The organism is Bradyrhizobium sp. CCBAU 25360 (assembly GCF_028128695.1).
In the GTDB taxonomy this organism is placed as follows: domain Bacteria; phylum Pseudomonadota; class Alphaproteobacteria; order Rhizobiales; family Xanthobacteraceae; genus Bradyrhizobium; species Bradyrhizobium ottawaense.
Genome location: NZ_LBJA01000044.1, coordinates 698,834 through 721,595 on the forward strand (window position 1 = coordinate 698,834; position 22,762 = coordinate 721,595).

The 22,762-nt window shown below is 64.9% G+C and carries 13 protein-coding genes; 11 read left to right on the plus strand and 2 right to left on the minus strand.

What is annotated here, in order from left to right; genetic code table 11:
* Nucleotide 1: 1 nt before the first annotated feature.
* Genes gnd through XH81_RS33555 form a run of 5 tightly spaced genes read left to right on the plus strand, consistent with a single transcriptional unit; the run spans nt 2 to nt 4,653 of the window.
* Nucleotides 2–1,000 (plus strand): phosphogluconate dehydrogenase (NAD(+)-dependent, decarboxylating), encoded by a 999-nt coding sequence (gene gnd / locus XH81_RS33535; protein WP_028145667.1) that lies wholly within the window; start codon nt 2–4, stop codon nt 998–1,000.
* 37 nt (nt 1,001–1,037) lie between these two features.
* Nucleotides 1,038–2,549, plus strand: coding sequence for a glucose-6-phosphate dehydrogenase (zwf, locus tag XH81_RS33540; RefSeq protein WP_028145668.1), 1,512 nt, complete (start codon nt 1,038–1,040; stop codon nt 2,547–2,549).
* On the plus strand, nt 2,549–3,298 hold the full coding sequence (gene pgl / locus XH81_RS33545; RefSeq protein WP_161966367.1) for a 6-phosphogluconolactonase: 750 nt from the start codon (nt 2,549–2,551) through the stop codon (nt 3,296–3,298). Before zwf ends, pgl begins: the two co-directional genes overlap by 1 nt.
* On the plus strand, nt 3,285–3,815 hold the full coding sequence (locus XH81_RS33550) for a gluconokinase (RefSeq protein WP_038970791.1): 531 nt from the start codon (nt 3,285–3,287) through the stop codon (nt 3,813–3,815). The genes pgl and XH81_RS33550 overlap by 14 nt, the downstream gene beginning before the upstream one ends.
* Nucleotides 3,816–3,840: 25 nt before the next feature.
* A complete protein-coding gene (locus XH81_RS33555) occupies nt 3,841–4,653 on the plus strand; it encodes a Cof-type HAD-IIB family hydrolase (RefSeq protein WP_028145671.1) in 813 nt (270 codons plus the stop codon).
* Nucleotides 4,654–4,737: 84 nt separating this feature from the next.
* Here the strand turns inward: XH81_RS33555 and XH81_RS33560 are convergent, their stop codons facing one another.
* Both XH81_RS33560 and malQ read right to left on the minus strand, forming a co-directional pair.
* Nucleotides 4,738–6,540: a glycoside hydrolase family 15 protein gene (locus tag XH81_RS33560; protein WP_038950968.1), complete on the minus strand. Its 1,803-nt coding sequence runs from the start codon at nt 6,538–6,540 to the stop codon at nt 4,738–4,740.
* A 45-nt stretch (nt 6,541–6,585) separates the two neighbouring features.
* Nucleotides 6,586–8,547: a 4-alpha-glucanotransferase gene (gene malQ / locus XH81_RS33565; RefSeq protein ID WP_028145673.1), complete on the minus strand. Its 1,962-nt coding sequence runs from the start codon at nt 8,545–8,547 to the stop codon at nt 6,586–6,588.
* A 204-nt stretch (nt 8,548–8,751) separates the two neighbouring features.
* Between malQ and XH81_RS33570 the strand changes: the two genes are divergently transcribed.
* Genes XH81_RS33570 through treY form a run of 6 tightly spaced genes read left to right on the plus strand, consistent with a single transcriptional unit; the run spans nt 8,752 to nt 22,761 of the window.
* Nucleotides 8,752–10,698 (plus strand): maltotransferase domain-containing protein, encoded by a 1,947-nt coding sequence (locus XH81_RS33570; RefSeq protein ID WP_271596766.1) that lies wholly within the window; start codon nt 8,752–8,754, stop codon nt 10,696–10,698.
* A gap of 11 nt (nt 10,699–10,709) precedes the next feature.
* Nucleotides 10,710–14,003 (plus strand): maltose alpha-D-glucosyltransferase, encoded by a 3,294-nt coding sequence (treS, locus tag XH81_RS33575; protein ID WP_028145675.1) that lies wholly within the window; start codon nt 10,710–10,712, stop codon nt 14,001–14,003.
* Nucleotides 13,996–16,143, plus strand: coding sequence for a 1,4-alpha-glucan branching protein GlgB (gene glgB, locus XH81_RS33580; protein ID WP_028145676.1), 2,148 nt, complete (start codon nt 13,996–13,998; stop codon nt 16,141–16,143). The genes treS and glgB overlap by 8 nt, the downstream gene beginning before the upstream one ends.
* Before the next feature lie 3 nt (nt 16,144–16,146).
* Nucleotides 16,147–18,225, plus strand: a complete 2,079-nt coding sequence (gene glgX, locus XH81_RS33585) for a glycogen debranching protein GlgX (protein WP_028145677.1) — start codon at nt 16,147–16,149, stop codon at nt 18,223–18,225.
* Nucleotides 18,222–19,973, plus strand: coding sequence for a malto-oligosyltrehalose trehalohydrolase (gene treZ, locus XH81_RS33590; protein ID WP_028145678.1), 1,752 nt, complete (start codon nt 18,222–18,224; stop codon nt 19,971–19,973). The genes glgX and treZ overlap by 4 nt, the downstream gene beginning before the upstream one ends.
* A gap of 1 nt (nt 19,974) precedes the next feature.
* Entirely contained in the window at nt 19,975–22,761 is a 2,787-nt protein-coding gene (gene treY, locus XH81_RS33595; protein WP_028145679.1) for a malto-oligosyltrehalose synthase, read from the plus strand.
* Nucleotide 22,762 lies beyond the last annotated feature (1 nt).

The window sequence follows — 22,762 nt, forward strand, 5'->3', positions numbered from 1 at the left end:
GATGCAACTCGGCATGATCGGCCTCGGCCGGATGGGCGGCAACATCGTTCGCCGCCTGATGCGCCAGGGACATTCGACCGTGGTCTATGACAAGGACGCCAAGGCCGTCGCGGGCCTTGCCGCGGACGGTGCGGTCGGCTCCTCGACGCTCGAAGACTTCATCTCGAAGCTCGAGCGGCCGCGCACGGCCTGGGTGATGCTGCCTGCGGGGCACATCACCCAGACCACGATCGAGACCATCGCGGGCGTGATGCAGGCGGGCGACGTCATCATCGATGGCGGCAACACCTTCTGGCAGGACGATGTCCGCCGCGGCAAGGCGCTGAAGGAACGCGGCATCCACTATGTCGACGTCGGCACGTCGGGCGGCGTCTGGGGCCTCGACCGCGGCTATTGCATGATGATCGGCGGCGAGAAGCAGGTGGTCGACCGGCTCGATCCGATCTTCGCCGCGCTGGCGCCCGGCGCCGGCGACATTCCACGCACGGAAGGACGCGAGGGCCGCGATCCCCGCATCGAGCAGGGCTACATCCATGCCGGCCCGGTCGGCGCCGGCCATTTCGTCAAGATGATCCACAACGGCATCGAATACGGCCTGATGCAGGCCTATGCCGAAGGTTTCGACATCCTCAAGAACGCCAATATCGAGGCTCTCCCGGCGGATCACCGCTACGATTTCGATCTCGCCGACATCGCCGAAGTGTGGCGGCGCGGCAGCGTAATCCCGTCCTGGCTGCTCGACCTCACCTCGACGGCCCTCGCCGACAGTCCGCAGCTGACGGAATATTCCGGCTTCGTGGAAGATTCCGGCGAAGGACGCTGGACCGTGAACGCGGCGATCGACGAGGCCGTGCCGGCCGAAGTTTTGACCGCGGCGCTCTACACACGTTTCCGTTCCCGCCAGGAACACACCTTCGCCGAAAAAATTCTCTCCGCGATGCGCGCAGGTTTTGGCGGCCACAAGGAGCCGAAGCAGCCGGGCGCCGCGAAGTCCAAATAAGAGCTCAGTAAGCGTACCAAGCGAAGGCCGACAATTCGTGACAAAAGACCCGCAAGTAAAGCGCAAGCCGGAAAATTGCGCCTTCGTCATCTTTGGCGTGACCGGCGACCTCACTCATCGGCTGGTGATGCCGTCGCTCTACAATCTGGCGGCCGAGCATCTGTTGCCGGAAAAGTTCTGCGTCGTCGGCGTGGCCCGCAGGGGGCAGTCGGATGACGAACTGCGCAACAGCCTGTTGAAGGGACTGCGCCAGTTCGCGACCCGTCCCGTGGACGACGACATCGCAAAGAAGCTGCTGGAATGCGTGACCTTCGTCGAGGCCGATCCGAAGGACCCGCCGTCGTTCGATCGCCTGCGCGAGCACCTGGATTCGCTGGAATGCGCGCAGGAAACCGGCGGCAACCGACTGTTCTATCTGGCGACGCCGCCCACTGCGTTCGCACCGACGGCGCGCGAGCTCGGCCGCACCGGCATGACGAAGGAGAACGGCGCCTGGCGGCGGCTGGTGATCGAAAAGCCGTTCGGGACCGACCTCGCCTCGGCCAAGGCGCTGAACGCCGAGTTGCTGAAGATCATGGACGAGCACCAGATCTACCGGATCGATCATTATCTCGGCAAGGAGACCGTGCAGAACATCCTGGTGCTGCGCTTTGCCAACGGCATGTTCGAGCCGATCTGGAATCGCAACCACATCGACCACATCCAGATCACGGTGGAGGAGAAGCTCGGCGTCGGCCACCGCGGCGGCTTCTACGATGCCACCGGGGCGCTGCGCGACATGGTGCCGAACCATCTGTTCCAGCTGATGTCGCTGGTGGCGATGGAGCCGCCGGCGCGCTTCGACGCCCATTCCGTGCGCTCCGAGAAGGCCGAGGTGCTCACGTCGATCCAGCAGCCGAGCCGGGAGGATGCGCTGAAGAACTCGGTCCGCGCGCAATATCTCGCAGGCCGCGTCGGCGATGACGAGATCCCGGACTACCGCAAGACCCAGGACGTCAAGCCCGGGAGCAGCACCGAAACCTTCGTTGCGCTGAAGCTTATGATCGACAATTGGCGCTGGGCCGGCGTGCCCTTCTATTTACGCACCGGCAAGGCGCTGGGCCACAAGCGCACCGAGGTCGCGATCAAGTTCAAGCAGGCGCCGCTGTCGATGTTCTCAGGCACGACAGTCGATCGCCTGTCGCAGAATTTTCTCACCATCGGCATCGCACCGACCGAGACCATCGAGCTGCAGTTCAACGCCAAGATCCCCGGACCGAGCGTCACCATCGACGGCGTCGAGATGAAATTCCGCTATGGCGATTATTTTCGGGCCGATCCCTCGACCGGCTACGAGACGCTGATCTACGACTGCATGATCGGCGACAACATCCTGTTCCAGCGCGCCGACGGCATCGAGGCCGGATGGCAGGCGGTGCAGCCGTTCCTGGACGCCTGGAAAAGCGCGGGCACCAACGGCATCGAGACCTACGAAGCCGGCAGCGACGGCCCGGCCTGCGCCGACGAGCTGCTGCGGCGCGACGGACGAAGCTGGCGGAAATTTTCGTGATGGCGGCGGCCGGACCGCCGGAGCTGATCGTCGCGGCCGACGCCGGGGCGCTGGCGCAGGCCGCGGCCGAACGGGTGATTGCGCGGATCACGGCCAACCCCTCCCGCATCGCGATCTGCCTCACCGGCGGCTCCAGCCCGAAGAAGCTCTATCAATTGCTCGGCAGCGACCCCTGGCGGGGCAAGATCCCGTGGGACCGCGTGCACTGGTTCATCGGCGACGAACGCTTCGTGCCCGACAGCGATCCGCTCAACAACATGGCGGTCGCGCGCGCGACCTTTCTCGACCGCAATGCGCCTTCCGGCCATATCCACCCGATCCCGACCACGGCCGACAATCCAGACCGAAGCGCTGAGGCCTATGCGCGCGAGCTGCAGGCCTTCTACGGTTCTGAAAGTCTCGATCCGGCGCGGCCGCTGTTCGACCTGGTGCTGATGGGCGCCGGCCCCGACGGCCACACCGCCTCGCTCTTCCCGGGCTTCCCCGAAATCGAGGAGACCGAACGCTGGGTCGTCGGGGTGCCCAAGGCCAATGTCGCGCCTTTCGTGCCGCGGGTCTCGCTCACTTTGCCCGCTTTGGCGTCCTGCCGCGAAATGCTGTTCGAGATTGCCGGGCATGACAAGCAGCCGATCTTGACGCGCATCGTCAATGGCGAGACTCTGCCGGCCTTACGCGCGCGCTCGAATGGTGAGACCGTCTGGCTGGTCGACAGGGCCGCGCTTCCGGAGGACATTCGTGGCGGGCGTTGAAGCACCTTGTGCATTGATCGTGATGGGCGTGTCGGGTTCGGGCAAGAGCACGGTTGCGGAAGCGCTCGGCGAGCGGCTCGGCTGGCGCTTCGAGGACGGTGACAGCTTTCATCCCGCCAGCAACGTCGAGAAGATGCGGGCCGGCCATCCCCTCACCGACGAGGACCGCTGGCCCTGGCTCAACGCCATCGCAGACGAGATCGCACGGGTGTGCGACGAGGGCGGGCATATCATCATCGCCTGCTCGGCGCTGAAGCACACCTATCGTGACGTGCTGCTGCGTGGACGCGACGACGTCCGCTTCGTGTTCCTGAAGGGCACCAAGGAGCTGATCGCCGAACGGCTCGCGCAGCGCAGGGGTCATTTCATGCCGCCTGGGCTACTGACGAGCCAGTTCGACACGCTGGAGCCGCCGGAGGCGGGCGAGCACGTCATCACCGTCTCGATCGACGAAACCGTCGAAGCGATCGTGGACGGGATCGTACGGCAGCTGAAGCTGGGCGGGGCGAAGCGCTGAGATTTGGAAACCTGAAGGTTCTGTCATGACGCAAATCTCCCTCGTGGTCTCCGACGTCGACGGCACGCTGCTGACCAAGGACAAGACGCTGACGGAACGCGCGAGGGGTGCGGTGCAGCGGCTGCACAAGGCCGGCATCGGCTTCACCATCACCTCCAGCCGTCCCGCCATCGGCATGCGCTTCCTGATCGAGCCGCTGGCGCTCTGGCTGCCGGTCGGCCCCTTCAACGGCTCCTCGATCGTCGATCCCGAGATGCGGCCGGTCGAACAGCACCTGATCCCGGCCAGTGCGGCCGAGCGGTCCTTGCAGATCCTCCGCGAATTCGGCGCCGACATCTGGCTGTTCACCACCGACAAGTGGCTGATCGACAACCCCAGCGGTAAATACGTCGCGCACGAGCAGCATACGATCCGCTCCGATCCCACCATCGTGACGGACTTTTCGCCTTACCTGTCGAGCGCCTGCAAGATCGTCGGCGCCAGCGCCGACGCCGCCGGCCTCGAGGCTTGCGAGAAGGCGATGCAGGAGGCGCTCGGCAGCGAGGCCACCGCGGTGCGCTCGCAGACCTATTATCTCGACATCACCCCGCCGGGCTTCAACAAGGGCACATTCGTGGAGGCGATGGCCAGGCGCCTGGGCATTGCGACCGGCGCCGTCGCCACCATCGGCGACATGCAGAACGACCTTGCGATGTTCGCCGTCAGCGGCATCTCGATCGCCATGGGCAACGCCACCGACTACGTCAAGGACCAGGCGACGCACGTCACTGCGAGCAACGAGCAGGATGGCTTTGCCGAGGCGATGGAGATGATCTTGAAGTGGAATGGGGTGGGCTGAGCTTGATGTGAAGAGCCTCGACAGGCTCCTCCACTGCCGTGCGTTCCCTCCCCTCTTGTGGGGGAGAGAACGGAGAGAGCGCTACTACTTCGACCGCTGCACCGCCGGCTTGTCGCACTGCTGCCTTGCCGCCGACAGATTGTGCGCGGTGTTGATCAGCGCGATGTGGGTCAGCGCCTGCGGGAAATTGCCGGTCTGGCGCCGGGCGACTGAATCGTATTCCTCGGCCAGCAGCCCGACGTCGTTCGCGATGCCGGCCACGCGATCGAGCAAGATCTGCGCCTTGTCGAGATCGCCGGCGAGCACATGGGCATCGGCGAGCCACAGGCTGCAGGCCAGGAACGCGCCTTCGAGCGGCGGCTGCCCTGCAGGCAGCTCGCGCGGATCGTGCCGCAGCACGAAGCCGTCGCGCACCAGGCATGTCTCGACCGCGGCGATGGTGCCACGGATGCGCGGGTCCGACGGCGGCAGGAAGCCCACGGCCGGCAGCAGCAGCACGCTGGCATCGAGCAATTTCGAGCCGTAGGATTCGACGAAGGCATTTTCCTCCACGTCGAACCCCCGGTTGCAGACGTCGCGATGAATGGCCTCGCGCAACGTACGCCAGTGCAGCAGCGGCGCCTTGAAGCCGAAGGTCTCGGCGCTCTTGATGCCGCGGTCGAAGGCGACCCAGGTCATCACCTTGGAGAAGACGTAGTGCCTGGGCTGGCCGCGCCGCTCCCAGATGCCGTGATCGGGCCGGTCCCAGACTTCGGCCAGATGATTGAGCACGGCACATTCCAGCGCCCATGTCGTTTCGTCGTCCAGCTTGAGCTTGGCCATGCGCGACTGGTGGAAGGCGTCGATCAATTCGCCATAGACGTCGAGCTGGAGCTGCGCATGGGCGGCATTGCCGACGCGCACCGGCTTGGCGCCCTCATAGCCCTCGAGCCAGCCCGCCTCCCATTCCAAGAGCCTCCGCTGGCCCCAGATGCCGTACATGATCTGCATGTTCGCCGGCGAGCCGGCCGCCGCGCGCAGCAGCCAATTGTGCCAGGCCAGGGCTTCCTCGGTGTATCCCGAGTTCATCAGCGCCAGCAGCGTGAAGGTGGCATCGCGCAGCCAGCAGAAGCGATAGTCCCAGTTCCTGCTGCCCCCGAGCTTTTCCGGCAGCGAGGTGGTGGGTGCCGCGACGATGCCGCCGGTCGGCGCGAAGGTCAGCGCCTTCAGCGTGATCAGCGAGCGCATGACGAGGTCTTGATAGTCGCCGTCGCGGGTGCAATGGCCGCACCAATCCTGCCAGAACTTTTCGGTGTCCTGAAGCGCGATCTCCGGATCGATCGGCGCGGGCGGCTCCAGATGCGAGGGGCCGTAGGTCAGCACGAAGGGTACCGTCTCGCCGGCCTTCACCTCGAAATCGGCAACCGTGGTCAGATCCTCGCCGCGAGTCTCGACAGGCGTGCGCAGCACGGTCATATCCTGGCCGGCGATGGCCATCAGCGAATGGTCGATCCGCCGCACCCAGGGGATATCGATGCCGAAGCCGAAGCGGATGACGAGCTCCATCCGCATCTTCACCGCGCCGCTGACGCCGCGGACCAGCCGCACGATGTCGGACGCCTTGCCGCGCGGCGGCATGAAATCGATCAGCGCGACGGTGCCGCTCTTCGTCTCGAAACGCGTTTCGAGGATGAGAGTGTTGCCGAGATAGCGGCGTGAGATGCTGGTGACGTCCTCGGCCGGCGTAACCAGCCAGCGGCCGTTCTTATCGCTGCCGAGGATGGCGGCAAAGCAGGCATCGGAATCGAAGGCGGGCCAGCACAGCCAGTCGATCGAGCCGTTGCGCCCGACCAGCGCCGCGGTCTCGCAATCACCGATCAGCGCATAGTCCTCGATCCTCTGAGACAACGTCGTGCGAGCCTTGAAAACAGCCCCTGGAAGCCCTTTACGCCGTCAACTCCCGCCATTCAACGAACGTTCCCGCGTCGCTGCTCGCAAGGCCGTGAGATCGACCTTCGCGGCGATCTTGTCGAGCGCAACAGGCAGGCGCTGGCGCCAGTTCGGATGCTCGTCGATCGTGCCGGGAATGTTGGGCTGGTCGATCACGCCGAGCAGATCCTCCATGGAGACCGCGAGCAGCCGCGACGGCGTGCGCGACAGGAAGGCGAGCACCGAATAGAGGTCGTTGGCACGAATGCCGTTCTGGCGCAGGATCTCGTCGAGCCTGCCGAGCGCATCCCAGCGCGCCTGGTCGTTCTCGCCGGGATCGAGCCCGAGCGAGCGCTTCATCTTCAGGTCGCCGAAGGAGCGCCAGCCGGCATAGGTCGACAGGTCATGCGTGTTCAGCGTGACCAGCGCGTTGGGCCGGTAATGGTCGACATTGCGGAAATGGCCGGCATCGTCGCGCTCGAACATCATGACCAGATAGGACCAGATGCCGAAATCCTGCATGGTCTCGCGAAAACCTTCCGGCACGGTGCCGAGGTCCTCGCCGATCACGATGCATTTGTGGGCCGCGCTCTCGCGCGCCACGGCGCCAAGCAGCGCCTCGAACGGCATCTGCACATAGGCGCCGTTATCCGGCTTGAAGCCGCGCGGCACGAGATAAAGCCGCTTCAGGCCCAGCACGTGATCAAGCCTGATCGCGCCGGCATGGCGCATCGAGGCCGCCAGCATGTCGGCGAACGGCACGAAGGATTGCGCTTCCAGGCCGCCGGCGTTGAAGCCGGCAAGGCCCCAGTCCTGGCCGATGGTGTTGAGCACGTCGGGCGGCGCGCCGACGGCGAGATGACGGGAGATCGCCATCTGCTCGTTCCAGGCATCGAAGCCGTTGGACTGCACGCCGACGGCGACGTCGAGATAGAGCCCGACGCGCATGCCGAGCTGGCTGGCAAGCTCCTTGGCAGCATGCAGCTGGCTATCTGCGGTCCATTGCACGAATTCGACGAACTCGACCTCGCGCTTGTCAGGCCCATTGCGCAAGCTGGCGCATTTCGCCTCGTCCGGTTGCTGCCATTCAACCGGCCATTCCCACCATGGCGCGGTGAAACGATGGCGCAGCACCTCGAAGCAGGCGAAGCGGGACAATAGCGGCGCGCGGGCGGCGCGGAAGGCGTCGAACGCCTTGCGGCGCGCCGCGCTTGCCGTCGTCACGAAGCTGTCAAAGGCGGCGCGCAGGCCCAGCCATTTCAACGCCGCCATGTCGGCATAGGGGACGCGATCGCCTTGGCGCAGACGGGCCGCGGTCGCGGCCGCGTCGGGCACGAGGTCTGCGGAGAATTCGGGAATGGCTTCGACGTCGATATAGAGCGGATTGAGGAACAGCCGGCTATTCGGCGAGTAGGGACTGCAATCGGCCGGGTGGTCGTCGAACAGGACATGCAACGGATTGAGTCCGACACCGTCAGCCCCCAGCTGCTTTGCGAGCCGGACGAGATCGGCGAGATCGGTGAAATCGCCGATGCCCCAATTGCGGTCCGAACGGACGCTGTAGAGCTGCACGGCAAGCAGCCAGCCGCGATCGAAATCGCCGCCGAAGGCGCGCTCGGGCGCCACGATCATCGGCACCTCTTCCGTCACACCTTCGGCATCGGTCAGTGTCAACCGGTGATAGCCGAGCGGCAGGCCGGCAGGCCAGGCGATCACGGGCTCGCGCGTCTCGCCCTCGGCGGTCACCTCCCCCTTTGCGGCCAATTTCCACTTCAGCGGCGGCGCGCCGATCGTCGCCAATTCGGTGCGCGGATGCCCCAAGGCGCGGACCACGACCGGCCCGCTGACGAAGCGGTAAACCCGCTTCTCCGGCAGGGCATCGAGAATGGATTTGAGGGCCACGGGATCGGTGACCCGCAGCTTTCCGAGGGCGTCGATGAATTCGGATTGAACGCCCTTGATCCGGGCTTGAGCTAAAAGATCCATTCGGCACGCAGCTTGCAGGCCACCCTTTTGCCGGGGGCATCGATTTTAACGAGACGGTGGAAGACGTTAGTCAGCCCTAACTCGCAGACCGCGCCACCCGTTCCCGAGGGAACTAATGACACACAACCGGCTTTCTATATAGGTACCAAGCGTAGGTTCCCGACAAGGGAAACGGGCTCCTGCTTTCTTGTCAATGGCATCACCGTGAACAAGACAATTCAAACTGTCGAAAGTGCCGCAGCCGGCAGCGCTTTCCTGATCGAGGACGTCTATCCCGCAATCGACGCCGGCCGCTTCGCGGTGAAGCGGATCGCGGGTGAGCGCATGGAGGTGTGGGCCGATGTCTACCGCGATGGCGACGCCGTGGTCGGGGCCGCGCTGATCTGGCGCCGCGAGCAGGACCGCGACTGGAAGCGCGAGCCGATGGACCATCGGGGCAATGACCGCTGGTCCGGCGGATTCACACCCGTTGAGCCCGGCCAACATGTCTACGCGATCGAGGCCTGGACCGACGAGTTCGCCACCTGGTCGCACGGAGTCGCGCGCAAGCAGCGAATGGGTGCCGATGTCAGCCTCGATGCGATCGAGGGGGCCGGGCTCCTGACCAAGGCGCATGGCGCGCAACAGGACGCGGCGGCGGTCATCGTCAGACAGTGCGAGGATTATCTTCAGACCGGCGACGTCGCCTCGCTGCTTGCGGCCGAGCTCGGCAATGCCATGGCAGAGAGCCAGTCCCGGCCAGACCTGACCCGCTCGCAGCCTTTCCCGCTGACCGTCGACCGCGACAAGGCGCGCTTCGGCGCCTGGTATCAGATGATGCCGCGCAGCCAGAGCCAGGTCGCCGGCCAGCACGGGACGCTGCGCGACTGCATCGCCCGCGTGCCCGATATCGCCGCGATGGGTTTTGACGTGCTCTATTTCACGCCGATCCAGCCGATCGGCCGCAGCCGTCGCAAGGGCCGCAACAATGCGCCGGTGGCAACCGACGGCGAGCCCGGCTCGCCCTACGCGATCGGAGCCGCCGAGGGCGGCCACGATGCGCTGCATCCCGATCTCGGCACCATCGAGGATTTCCGCGCGCTGGTTGCGACCTGCCTGGAATACGGTCTCGAGCTCGCGCTCGATTTCGCCGTGCAATGCTCGCCCGACCATCCCTGGCTGACGCTGCATCCGGAATGGTTCAAATGGCGGCCGGACCGCTCGGTGCGGACCGCGGATGGACCCTATTCGGACATCGTGATCCCCGATTTCGACTCCGTCGACAGGGCCGGGCTGTGGAACGGGTTTCGCGATGCCATGCTGTTCTGGATCGACCAAGGCGTCACCATCTTCGCCATCGACAACCACGACACCGCGCCGCTTGCATTCTGGGACTGGCTGATCCGCGACATCCGCCGCCGGCATCCCGAGGTGATCCTGTTCTCCAAGACGTTTGCCCGGCCGAAGCTGATGAAAGGCCTCGCCAAGCTCGGCTTTGCGCAGTCCTTCACCTATTTCCCCTGGCGCACGACAAAGTGGGAGCTGGAGCAATATCTCGGCGAGCTGACGCGCTATCCCGAGCGCGACTTCTATCGCCCAAACCTGTTCGTCAACACGCCCGACCTGCTGCCCTATCATCTCCAGGGCGGAGAGGCCTGGGCGTTCAAATCGCGCGTTGCGCTGGCGGCGACATTGTCGGGCAGCTACGGCGTTTACAGCGGCTTCGAGCTGCTGGAACACGAGGCGATGCCCGGCCGCGAGGAATATCTGGATTCCGAGAAATACCAGATCCGGCAACGCGACTGGGACCGGCCCGGCAACATCAAGTCCTACATTGCCGGTCTCAACCGCATCCGCAACGACAATGCCGCGCTCCAGCAAACGGCAAATTTGCGGTTTCTCGGCATTGAGGACGGCGAGACGATCGCCTTCGTCAAGAAGGCGGCCGAGCCGGCCAACACCATCCTCATCGTGATCGCGCTTTCGGGCCATTTGCGCGAGTGCTGGCTGCCGCTCGGCGACGTCACCGTTGACGCCGGCGGGCAGCGGCATCATGTGACGACACTCGAAAACCTTCTCACCGGCGAACAGTCCCGCATCGAATGGGGCGGGATCAGGTTGCGTATCGATCCCGACCGCGATCCGGCGCTCTTGTTCCGCTGCCTGGCGTAAGGGGCCACGCCATGAATGTTCTGTCTTCCGTCGACACCAAGAAGCTTGAGGCTGCTGAGATCGTGGATGAGCTCTGGTACAAGGACGCCATTATCTATCAGCTCCACGTCAAGGCCTTCGCCGACAGCAACAATGACGGGATCGGCGATTTCGCCGGCCTGACCGAGAAGCTGCCCTATCTCCAGGAACTCGGCGTCACCGCGCTGTGGCTTTTGCCGTTCTACCCCTCGCCCGGCCGCGACGACGGCTACGACATCGCCGACTACGGCTCGGTCAATCCCGATTTCGGGACGATGAAGGACTTCAAGCGTTTCATCCAGGAAGCGCAGAAGCGCGGCCTGCGCGTCATCACCGAACTCGTCGTCAACCACACCTCGGACCAGCACAAATGGTTCAAGCGCGCGCGCCGCAGCCATCCCGGCTCCAGCGCCCGCAACTGGTATGTCTGGAGCGATACCGACCAGAAATACCAGGGCACGCGCATCATCTTCACCGACACCGAAAAGTCGAACTGGACCTGGGATCACGAGGCCGGCGCGTTCTACTGGCACCGCTTCTTCTCGCACCAGCCCGATCTCAATTTCGACAATCCGCGCGTGGTCAGCGCGCTCATCCAGGTGATGAAGCGCTGGCTGGACGCCGGCGTCGACGGCTTCCGGCTCGACGCCATTCCCTATCTGTGCGAACGCGACGGCACCAACAACGAAAATCTCCCCGAGACGCATGCGATCATCAAGCGCCTGCGCCACGAGCTGGATTCCTACTCCAAGGGCAAGCTGCTGCTCGCCGAGGCCAATCAATGGCCGGAGGACGTGCAGGAATATTTCGGCCGTGGCGACGAGTGCCACATGGCCTACCACTTCCCGCTGATGCCGCGCATCTACATGGCGATCGCGCAGGAGGACCGCTTTCCGATCACCGACATTCTGCGCCAGACGCCGGACATTCCGGCAAGCTGCCAATGGGCGCTGTTCCTGCGCAACCATGACGAGCTGACGCTGGAGATGGTCACCGACGTCGAGCGCGATTATCTCTGGACCACATACGCCAACGATCCCCGTGCCCGCATCAATGTCGGCATCCGCAGGCGCCTTGCGCCGCTGATGGACAATGACCGGCGCAAGATCGAGCTGATGAACTCGCTGCTGCTGTCCTTCCCCGGCACGCCGATCATCTATTACGGCGACGAGATCGGGATGGGCGACAACATCTATCTCGGCGACCGCAACGGCGTCCGCACGCCGATGCAGTGGAGCCCTGACCGCAACGGCGGCTTCTCACGCTGCGACCCGGCCCGCCTCTACGCGCCGCTGATCATGGATCCCGTCTACGGCTACGAATCGGTGAATGTGGAGGCGCAGTCGCGCAGCCTGTCGTCGTTGCTCAGCGCCACCAAGCGGCTGATCTCGGTGCGCAAGTCGACGCTCGCTTTCGGCCGCGGCACCATGACCTTCATCCGCCCGGCCAATCGCGCCGTGCTCGCCTATGTCCGCCAATACCGCGACGAGGTGATCCTCTGCGTCGCCAATTTGTCGCGCGCAGCGCAAGCGACCGAGCTCGACCTGTCGCCGTGGAAGGACCGCATCCCGCAGGAGATGCTGGGACGGACGCGTTTTCCGGCGATCGGCGAACTGCCCTACATGATCACGCTGGGGCCCTACGGCTTCTACTGGTTCCAGCTCCAGGAGCGCGACAAGTCCGAGCCGGTGACGCCGCGCGCGGTGCCGGAGTTCGAGACGCTGGTGGTGCCGGTGAACTCGAACTGGGTGTCGCTCGCCCGCGAGCGCGGCGTGTTCGAGCGCGACGTGCTGCCGGGATTCTTGTCGCGGACGCGGTGGTATCCCGAGCACAATCCCAAGCACATCAAGACCGCGCTGACCTCGGCGGTGCCGTTCTGCGACATCGGCGACAACAGGCCCTGGATCGCGTTCTTTGAGAGGCCGGACCAGGACGCTGCGCCGCGTTACGTGCTGCCGATGCAGATCGAGTGGGTGCGCTTCGACCGCGAGCGGTTCAACCCGAAGGCGCTCGCCGCCGTGCGCCAGGGCGCGCGCGAGGGCACGCTGCTCGACGTGGCGACCGATCAGATCTTCATCGGCCTGTTCCTGCGCAACCTGTCGCAGAACCTGGTGGTGGAAGAGAACAATCTGCGGCTGGAGTTCAAGGCGACCAGCCGATTCGCCGATTACACCATCAAGGAGCCCGAACGCATCCGCGCGATCGAGCAATCGAACAGCACCGCGCTGGTCGACAACCAGTACGTCGCCAAGCTCTACCGCCAGCTCGAAAGTGGCATCAATCCCGAGATCGAGATCGGCCATTATCTCACCGAGGTCGCGCGCTTTGCCAATACGCCGGCGTTGCTCGGCAGCGTCGAGCTGGTCGAGGGCGATCAGCGCAGCACGCTCGGCGTGCTCCATGCCTATGTCGAGAACCAGGGTGACGGCTGGACCGTGACCACGGGTTATCTCGATCGCTATATCGACGAGCAACGCGTGTTGTCGGCAGGCGAAGCGCCGCGCGAGACCCAGGAGCAAGCGCCTTATCTGCACTTCATCGCGCAGATCGGCCGGCGGCTCGGCGAGTTGCATGTTGCCCTGGCGGCGGCAAAGCCGGACGATCTCGCCCCGGAGCTGATCGGCTCTGCGCACGTCAAACGCCTCGTGTCCGACCTCAAGGCGCGGGCCGAGCGGATTTTCGAACGGCTGGCCGACAGCCGCGACGGCCTGCGGGAGGCGGACCGGCCGCTGATCGACCAGCTCGCCGCCGTGCGCGCGTCCCTGCCCGCCACCCTGAATGCGCTATTGCCTTCCGGGATCGGCGGGCTGAACATCCGTCATCATGGCGACTTCCGCCTCGGGCAGACTCTGATCGTGAAGGACGATATCTTCATCATCGACTTTGACGGCAATCCCCGTGTGCCGCTGGCCGACAAGCGGCGCAAGCTGCCTGCCGCGCGCGACGTCGCCGGCCTGATCCGCTCGATCGATCTTTCGGTTAACGCGGCGCTGAGCCGCGCACTCACGGGTGCCTCCGACGAGCAGGGCCGGATCACCGCCGCGCTCGACGAATGGCGCGAGCGAACCGCCGCAACCTTCCTGTCCGCCTATCGCGAGGCCGTGACCGATCGACGGCTGTGGCCGGAGGATCGGCAATCCGCAGAAGGCCTGTTAAGGTTTTTCCTGCTTGATCACGCCTTCGATGAAGTAGAGTACGAGCTGTCCAACCGGCCTGAGGGGCTCCATGCGCCGCTGACCGGACTGCTTCGCATTCTGTCCAGTGCCGGGAGCGAAGCCCATGCCTAAACTGCCTGCCGAGGCCTATGCGATCATCGAGGGCCGCCACTCCGACCCCTTCCACTATCTCGGGCTGCATCCCGAGGGCGGTAAAAGCGTGGTGCGCGCCTTTCTCCCCGAGGCCTCGAATGTCGAGGCAGTCGGCGAGCGTGGCGAAGTCGCTCCGCTCGACCGCGTGCACGATTCCGGCCTGTTCATCGGCGCCCTGCCCAATGGCTCGAAGCACTATCAGCTGCGCGCAAAATTCGGCGGCAACGTCGTCGAGTTCGAGGACGCCTACCGCTTTCCGCCGATCCTGACCGATTTCGACCTCTATTTGCTGGGCGAAGGCACCGATCAGCGCCTTTACGACAAGCTCGGGGCGCATCCGATGCGGCTCGAGGGCATCGACGGCATCGGCTTCGTGGTGCTGGCGCCGAACGCACGCCGCGTTTCCGTGGTCGGCGATTTCAATTTCTGGGACGGACGTCGCCATCCGATGCGGGTGCGCGGCGCCGGGTATTGGGAATTGTTCATTCCGCATGCCAAAGCCGGCGATCACTACAAGTTCGAGATCATCGGGCCGCACGGCCATCTGCTTCCGCTGAAATCAGACCCGATGGCCTTTGCCAGCGAAGTCCGGCCGAAGACGGCCTCCATCGTGTTCGACGAGGCGGATCTGGCGCGTCCGCGCCCGGCGCCTGACGGCATCAACGCGCTGTCGGCGCCGATGTCGATCTACGAGGTCCATCTCGGCTCGTGGCGTCGCAAGAACGGCGATGAATGGCTGACCTATCGCGAGCTGGCCGAACAGTTGCCGGCCTATGCCCGCGACATGGGCTTCACCCATCTCGAATTCCTGCCCGTGAGCGAGCATCCCTTCGATGGCTCCTGGGGCTATCAGCCGACCGGCCTCTATGCGCCGACCAGCCGCTTCGGCACGCCGGAGGATTTTGCCGCCCTCGTCGATGCCTGCCACCGCGAAGGCGTCGGCGTGCTGCTCGATTGGGTGCCCGGTCACTTCCCCGACGATCCGCACGGGCTCGGCAGCTTCGACGGCACCGCGCTCTACGAGCACGCCAACCCGCTCCAGGGCCGCCACCTCGACTGGGGCACCTTGATCTACAATTACGGCCGCACCGAAGTGACGAACTTCCTGGTGTCGAACGCGCTGTTCTGGATGGAGCGTTATGCCATTGACGGCTTACGCGTCGATGCCGTCGCGTCCATGCTCTATCTCGACTACAGCCGGCCGCCCGGCGCCTGGATCCCGAACCAATATGGCGGCCGCGAAAACATCGAGGCGATCAACTTCCTGCGCCGCTTCAACACGGAAGTATTCGCGCGCTTCCCGCAGGCGACCACGGCGGCCGAGGAATCCACGGCCTGGCCGCAGGTCTCACGCCCGGTCGAATTCGGCGGGCTCGGCTTCGGCTACAAGTGGAACATGGGCTGGATGCACGACACGCTGAACTACATCAGCAAGGATCCGATCCATCGCAAGCACCATCACGGCGACATCCTGTTCGGCCTGCACTACGCCTTCTCGGAAAACTTCATCCTGCCGCTCTCGCATGACGAGGTCGTGCACGGCAAGCGCTCGATCCTCGGCCGCATGCCCGGCGACGAGTGGCAGCGCTTTGCGAATTTGCGCGCCTATTACAGTTTCATGTTCGGCCATCCCGGCAAGAAGCTGTTGTTCATGGGCGCGGAAATCGCCCAGAGCCGCGAATGGAATCACGACCAGTCGCTCGACTGGCACCTGCTCGAATACAAGTATCATTCCGGCATCCAGTCACTGATCCGCGACCTCAACCGGCTCTACCGCGCGGTGCCGGCGCTGCACCAGATGGACTGCGACCAGGCCGGCTTCGAATGGCTGATCACGGATGATGCCAACCGCAACGTGTTCGCCTGGCTGCGCAAGGGATTCGACGAGCAGGCGCGGTGTCTCGTCATCATCAACTTCTCTCCCAATGTCTATCGCAACTATCGCGTTCGCGTGCCCTTTGCCGGCAAATGGAAGGAAGTGTTCAATTCGGACTCCGCCCATTATGGCGGCAGCAATGTCGGGAACATCGGCGAGGTTCATGCCGTTGAAGGCAAGGCGCCCGAGCTCCGCCTCACCATTCCGCCGCTCGCCGCGATCTTCCTCGTTCCGGAAAGCTGACACATGCGCCTGACTGCTGGATCGCCTGCACGCCTCGGCGCAAGCTGGGACGGACGCGGCACCAATTTCGCGCTGTTCTCCGCGAACGCACAGAAGGTGGAACTCTGCCTGTTCGACGCGCAAGGCCGCCGCGAGCTCGAACGCATCGAGCTGCCTGAAAGAACCGAGGATGTCTGGCACGGCTATCTCAACGACGTCTCGCCCGGCCAGCTCTACGGCTATCGCGTGCACGGCCCCTACGAGCCTGAGCACGGCCACCGCTTCAACGCGAACAAGCTGCTGCTCGACCCCTATGCCAAGCGGCTCGCGGGACGCCTGGTCTGGAGCGATGCGCATTTTGCCTACCGCACCGGAAGCGCGCGCGAGGATCTCTCCTTCGACCGGCGCGACAATGCCCGCGGCATGCCCAAGGCCGTCGTGGTCGACGAGACCTTCAACTGGGGCCGCCGCGAGATCCGTCCCAACATCCCATGGGAAGACACCGTCATCTACGAGGCTCACGTCAAGGGTTTGACCCAGAAGCGCGACGACGTGCCACCGAACCTGCGGGGCACCTATGGCGGGCTGTCTTCGCCCGCGATGATCGAGCACCTGAAGAAGCTCGGCGTCACCACGGTCGAGCTGCTGCCGGTGCACAGCTTCGTCGACGACCGCATCCTGGTGGAGAAGAAGCTCGCCAATTACTGGGGCTACAACTCGCTCTCGTTCTTCGCGCCGGAGCTGCGCTACGCCCAGGACAACGCGCTCGACTCCTTCCGCACCACGGTGGCGCGCCTGCACGATGCCGGCATCGAGGTGATGCTCGACGTCGTCTACAACCACACCGCCGAAGGCAACCATCTTGGTCCGACGCTGTGCTACCGCGGCATCGACAACGCCTCCTATTACTGGCTCAACCGCGAGAACCCGCGCTATTACGACGACTTCACCGGTTGCGGCTCGTCGGTCAATCTCACCCATCCGCGCGTGCTGCAGATGGTGATGGATTCCTTGCGCTACTGGGTCGAGGTCTGCCACGTCGACGGCTTCCGCTTCGACCTCGCCACCACGCTCGCGCGCGGACCGAACGGTTATGATCGCGGCATCTCGTTCTTGACCGCGATCCGGCAGGATCCGGTGCTCGCGACGGTCAAGCTCGTCGCCGAACCCTGGGACCTTGGCCTCGGCGGTTACCAGGTCGGCGCATTCCCCTCGCAATGGTCGGAATGGAATGATCGCTATCGCAGCGCCATGCGCCGCTACTGGAGCGGCGAAGGCAGCCTGATCGGCGACATCTCCAGCCGGATGACGGCATCCTCCGACCTGTTCAACCATGACGGACGGCGGCCGCGCGCCAGCATCAATCACATCACCGTCCACGACGGCTTCACGCTCGCCGACCTCTTCAGCTACAACGAGAAGCACAACGAGGCCAACGGCGAGGACAACCGCGACGGCTCCAACGACAACCACAGCAACAATTGCGGTGTCGAGGGTCCGACCGACGATCCTGATATCATCGCCCTGCGCCGCCAGCTTCGCAAGAACGTGCTGGCCTGTCTGATGCTGGCGCAGGGTGTTCCGCTGATCCTCGCCGGCGACGAGGTCGGCAACTCGCAATCCGGCAACAACAACGCCTATTGCCAGGACAACGAGATCGGCTGGGTCGGCTGGGACAATCTCGGCAAAGAGGGCGACGACATGGTCGATTTCGTCGGCCATCTCGCCGACATCCGCCGCCGGTTCTCGCAACTTCGCAGCCATCGCTGGCTCGACGGCCGCCCCGCAGACGGCGTGTCGTACGGCGCATTGTGGCTGACACCTGCGGGTGACGAGATGACGGAGAACGACTGGAAATTCCCGGAGGGAAGATTCCTCTCCTATGTGATGGGCCCGATGGAACCGGGTGGGGCCGCGATCTTTATCGTACTGAACGCCGCCCCCGAAGAGATCGCATTCAAATTGCCCAAAATGCCCGAATACAAGAGCTGGCAGCAGATCTTGAACACGACCGATGCCAAGCTGAATACGGTCGAGTTCCCGCCCGGGAGCGATAGCAAGGCGCCGCCGCGCTCCGTACTCGCCTTCGCGGGGGCGCTATGAGGCCATCCTTCGGGGCGAGGCCGACAAAGGACGGCGTGTCGTTCCGCCTGTGGGCGCCTGGCGCTCGCCGTGTCGACCTCCTGCTCGACCGAAGACACGCGATGCAGCGCCGGCAGGATGGCTGGTACGTGGCGGATATTTCCGGCCTCACCGCCGGCAGTCCCTACAAGTTCAGGATCGACGACGAGATCGAGGTACCCGATCCCGCCTCGGCCTTTCAGCCCGAGGATGTGTTCGGCCCGAGCGAGGTGATCGATCACGACGCCTTTTCGTGGCGTGCGCGCGATTGGCGCGGCCGGCCCTGGGAAGAGACGGTGCTGATCGAGACCCATGTCGGCACCTTCACCTCCCAAGGCACTTACCGCGCCATGATCGACAAGCTCGATCATCTTGTCGCAACCGGCATCACCGCGCTGGAATTGATGCCGCTGGCCGATTTCGCCGGGCGCCGCGGCTGGGGCTATGACGGCGTGCTGTGGTACGCGCCCGACAGCGCCTATGGCCGGCCCGAAGACCTGAAGACGCTGATCGACGAAGCGCATCTGCGCGGGCTGATGGTATTCCTCGACGTCGTCTACAATCATTTCGGGCCCGAGGGGAATTATCTCGGCCGCTATGCGCCGACCTTCTTCACCGATGCTCACACGCCCTGGGGCAGTGCGATCGACTATCGCGTGCCGCAGGTGCGCGCATTCGCGGTCGAGAACGCGCTGTCCTGGCTCAGCGACTACCGTTTCGATGGCCTGAGGCTGGATGCCGCCAATCACATCATGGCGATCCCCGGCGAGCAGTCGATGCTGCAGGACCTCAGCGTCGCCGCCGGCGAGCTTGCCAAGGCCACGGGGCGGCACATCCATCTCGTGCTGGAGAACGGCGACAATCGCGCCAGCCTGCTCGACGCGGCGCAGGAGCCGCCGAACGGCAAATATCGGGGACAGTGGAACGACGATTATCACCACGTCTGGCACGTGATGCTGACCGGCGAGCTCGCCGGATACTACGCGGATTATCAAACGCCACGGCTCGATCTCGCCCGCGCGCTGGCCTCCGGCTTCGTCTACCAGGGCGAGGTTTCGGAGTTCTGGGGCAAGAAGCCGCGCGGCGAGCCGAGCGGCAAGCTGCCGCCGGCGACCTTCGTCAATTTCCTGCAAAACCACGACCAGATCGGCAATCGTCCGCTCGGCGACCGGCTCGAGAGCCTGGCATCATCGCAGCAGATCGAAGCGGCGCTTGCAGTGACACTGCTCGCGCCGATGGTGCCGATGCTGTTTCAGGGCGAGGAATGGGGCTCCACGGCGCCTTTTCCGTTCTTCTGCGATTTCCACGGCGAACTCGCCGATGCCGTCCGCAAGGGGCGTAAGCAGGAATATGCCTGGGCTTACGAGAAGTACGGCGACGAGGTGCCCGACCCGCTCGATCCGGCAACGCTGCAATCGGCCGTGCTCGACTGGACCGGCCGCACGCCGCAGCAGGACGCGCGGCTCGCGCTGGTCCGGGAGCTGCTTGCGCTTCGCCGCAAGGAGATCATGCCGCGGCTGAGGGGCGCGAGTTTCGGCGAAGCCGAGGCGGCCGACAGCGGCCTGCTCACCGCGCATTGGCGCATGGGCGACGGCACGGTGCTGCGCCTGACCGCCAACCTGTCGGACCACGGGATCGTCTCCAATGTCAGCGCGGGTACGCCGATCTGGGGCGGCGAGACCGGCGACCGGCTTCCGCCCTGGTCGGTGGTCTGGCGCCTCGGAGGTTAGGATGCCTCCCGCCATTCCGCTCGCGACCTATCGGCTTCAGCTCACCGCGGATTTCGACTTCGACAAGGCGGCCGCGGTGGTCCCCTATCTGAAGGCGCTGGGGATCACGCATCTCTATGCCTCGCCGGTGATGAAGGCGCGCAAGGGCTCGACCCATGGCTACGACACCGTCGATCACAGCCAGTTCAATCCGGAGCTTGGCGGCGAGGCCGGCTTCGCCCGGCTGAGCGAGGCGCTGACCAAGCACGACCTCGGCCTCATCATCGACTTCGTACCCAACCATGTCGGCGTGCATTTTGCCGACAATCCCTGGTGGCTCGACGTGCTGGAATGGGGCCAGGCTTCGCCCCACGCGGTCTCCTTCGACATCGACTGGGATCAGCTCGCCTATCGCGCCCGCGGCGGTGTGCTGCTGCCCATCCTCGGCGCGTCCTATGGCGAGGCGCTCGAGCGCGGCGACATCGAGCTACGCTACGATCCAGACCAGGGAAGCTTCTCTGCCTGGTATTTCGAGCATCGCCTGCCCGTCGCGCCGGAGCGCTATGGCGAGATGCTGCGCATGATCGTGAAGGAAGCGGATGCCGCCGAGACGGAGGCCGGCAAACTTCTGCTGTCGCTTGCGGCGCGCTATACGGGATTGCGTCGTCCCAATCGCAAGGAGGCACCGGCGTTCAAGACCGAGCTCAGGGAGATCCCTGGTGCTGCCGAGGTGATCGCACGCGGCCTTGCCGCCTATCGTGCCGCCAAGGATCGTCCCGCGCAGACGCTGGCCCTGCACCATCTGCTGGAGCGCCAGCACTACAAGCTCGGGCACTGGCGGCTTGCCTCCAGCGATATCAACTATCGCCGCTTCTTCGACGTCAACGGGCTCGCAGGTCTGCGCGTCGAGGACGCGAGCACCTTCGCCGCCACGCACCGGCTGGTGAAGCAGCTCATCGCCAGCGGCAAGCTGCAGGGCATCCGGCTCGATCACATCGACGGCCTGCGCGACCCCGCGCAATATTGCCAGCGGCTGCGCCGGCTGGTGCGCGACGCGCAAGGAAATACAAAGCCGTTCTACACCGTGATCGAGAAGATCCTGTGCGAGCACGAACGCCTGCCGCACCTCGCCGGCGTTCAGGGCACCACCGGCTATGAATGGATGAACGTCATCACCCATGCGCTGGTCGAGGCCGGGGGCCTGGGGGCGCTTGACGAGACCTGGCGGCAGGTCAGCAACCGGCCGCCGCGGCTTGCGCCTTACGTCAAGGACGCCAAGCGGCGCGTGCTGGAGACGCTGCTCACCAGCGAATTCACCGTGCTGACCCGCCTGCTCGCGCGCATCGCCAACGGGCATTACTCGACGCGCGATTTCTCCGCCGACAGTTTGCGGCAGGCGCTGGAGCTCTATGTGCTGCATTTCCCGGTGTACCGCACCTATCTGACCAACAGCGGCCCGACCGCGCCCGACCGCAAGCTGATCGATGACACCATCGCGCGCGCCCGCGCGGAATGGTTCGCCGCGGACGAAGGCATCTTCGACTTCCTGCGCGACGCGCTGACCATGGACCTGCTCAAGCCCGGCCGCCCCCCGCACAGCGCCCCGCGCGTGCGTCGTTTCGCGCTGAAGGTGCAGCAATTCACCGGGCCGATGATGGCGAAGTCGCTGGAGGACACCGCGTTCTATCAATTCCACCGGCTGCTCGCGCTGAACGAGGTCGGCGGCGATCCCGCCAGCACCGGGCTCACGATTTCCACCTTCCACGAGACCATGCAGGCCCGCGCCAAGGAATGGCCATTGGGAATGACGGCGACCGCCACCCACGACACCAAGCGCGGCGAGGACGCCCGCGCGCGCATCGCGGCGATCAGCGAGATTCCCGGCGAATGGACCAGCGCGGTGGCGCGATGGAAGGTGCTGAACGCGCCACACCTCACGCTCCATGGCAATTACCGCGCGCCGTCGGCGACGTTCGAATACATGCTCTACCAGACCCTGCTCGGAGCCTGGCCGCTGCAGGGACCGGTCGATGCCGGCTTCGTCGAGCGCATCCAGGCCTATGCGCTGAAGGCCGCGCGCGAGGGCAAGGAAGAGACGAGCTGGCTCAACCCGCATGAAGCCTATGAGAACGGCGCCAAGAGCTTCATCGACAAGATTCTCGATCCCGCACTATCCGGTGAATTCCTGGATTCACTGCAAACGCTGGCCCGGCGCCTGGCGCTGCTCGGCGCCTTGAATTCTCTGAGCCAGCTCACCCTCAAGGCCACCTTGCCCGGCGTGCCCGACTTCTACCAGGGCACCGAGTTCTGGGACCTGTCACTGGTCGACCCCGACAACCGTCGCCCGGTCGATTTTGGCGCGCGGCACGCGGCGCTGAGTTCACTGGACGATCCGGATTGGCGTGGCCTGACCAAGAGCTGGCCCGACGGCCTGATCAAGCTGGCCTGGACACGGCGTCTTCTCAAGCTGCGCAATGAACTCGCCGACGTCTTCGCTCAAGGCGACTATCAGCCGCTGGCGGTGCGCGGCGCCCATGCCGACCATGTCATTGCCTACGCCCGGCGCCATGGCCGCGCTGCGGCGATCGTCGTGGTCGGGCGCCAGTTCGCGCCGTTTACCCAAGCGGGCCGGGAATGGCCCGCGGTGGAGGGAATTGACGCGACCGTCGATATCACGGGCTATGCCGCGACAGGCCATGAGGGCCACGAACTGCCGGTCACGCAGGCTTTCCGTGATTTTCCCGCCGCTGTCATCGAGGCCCGCACGGCAAGCGCCATCAGGCCCGCGCGCCCGCGCGTGCGCGCCTGAA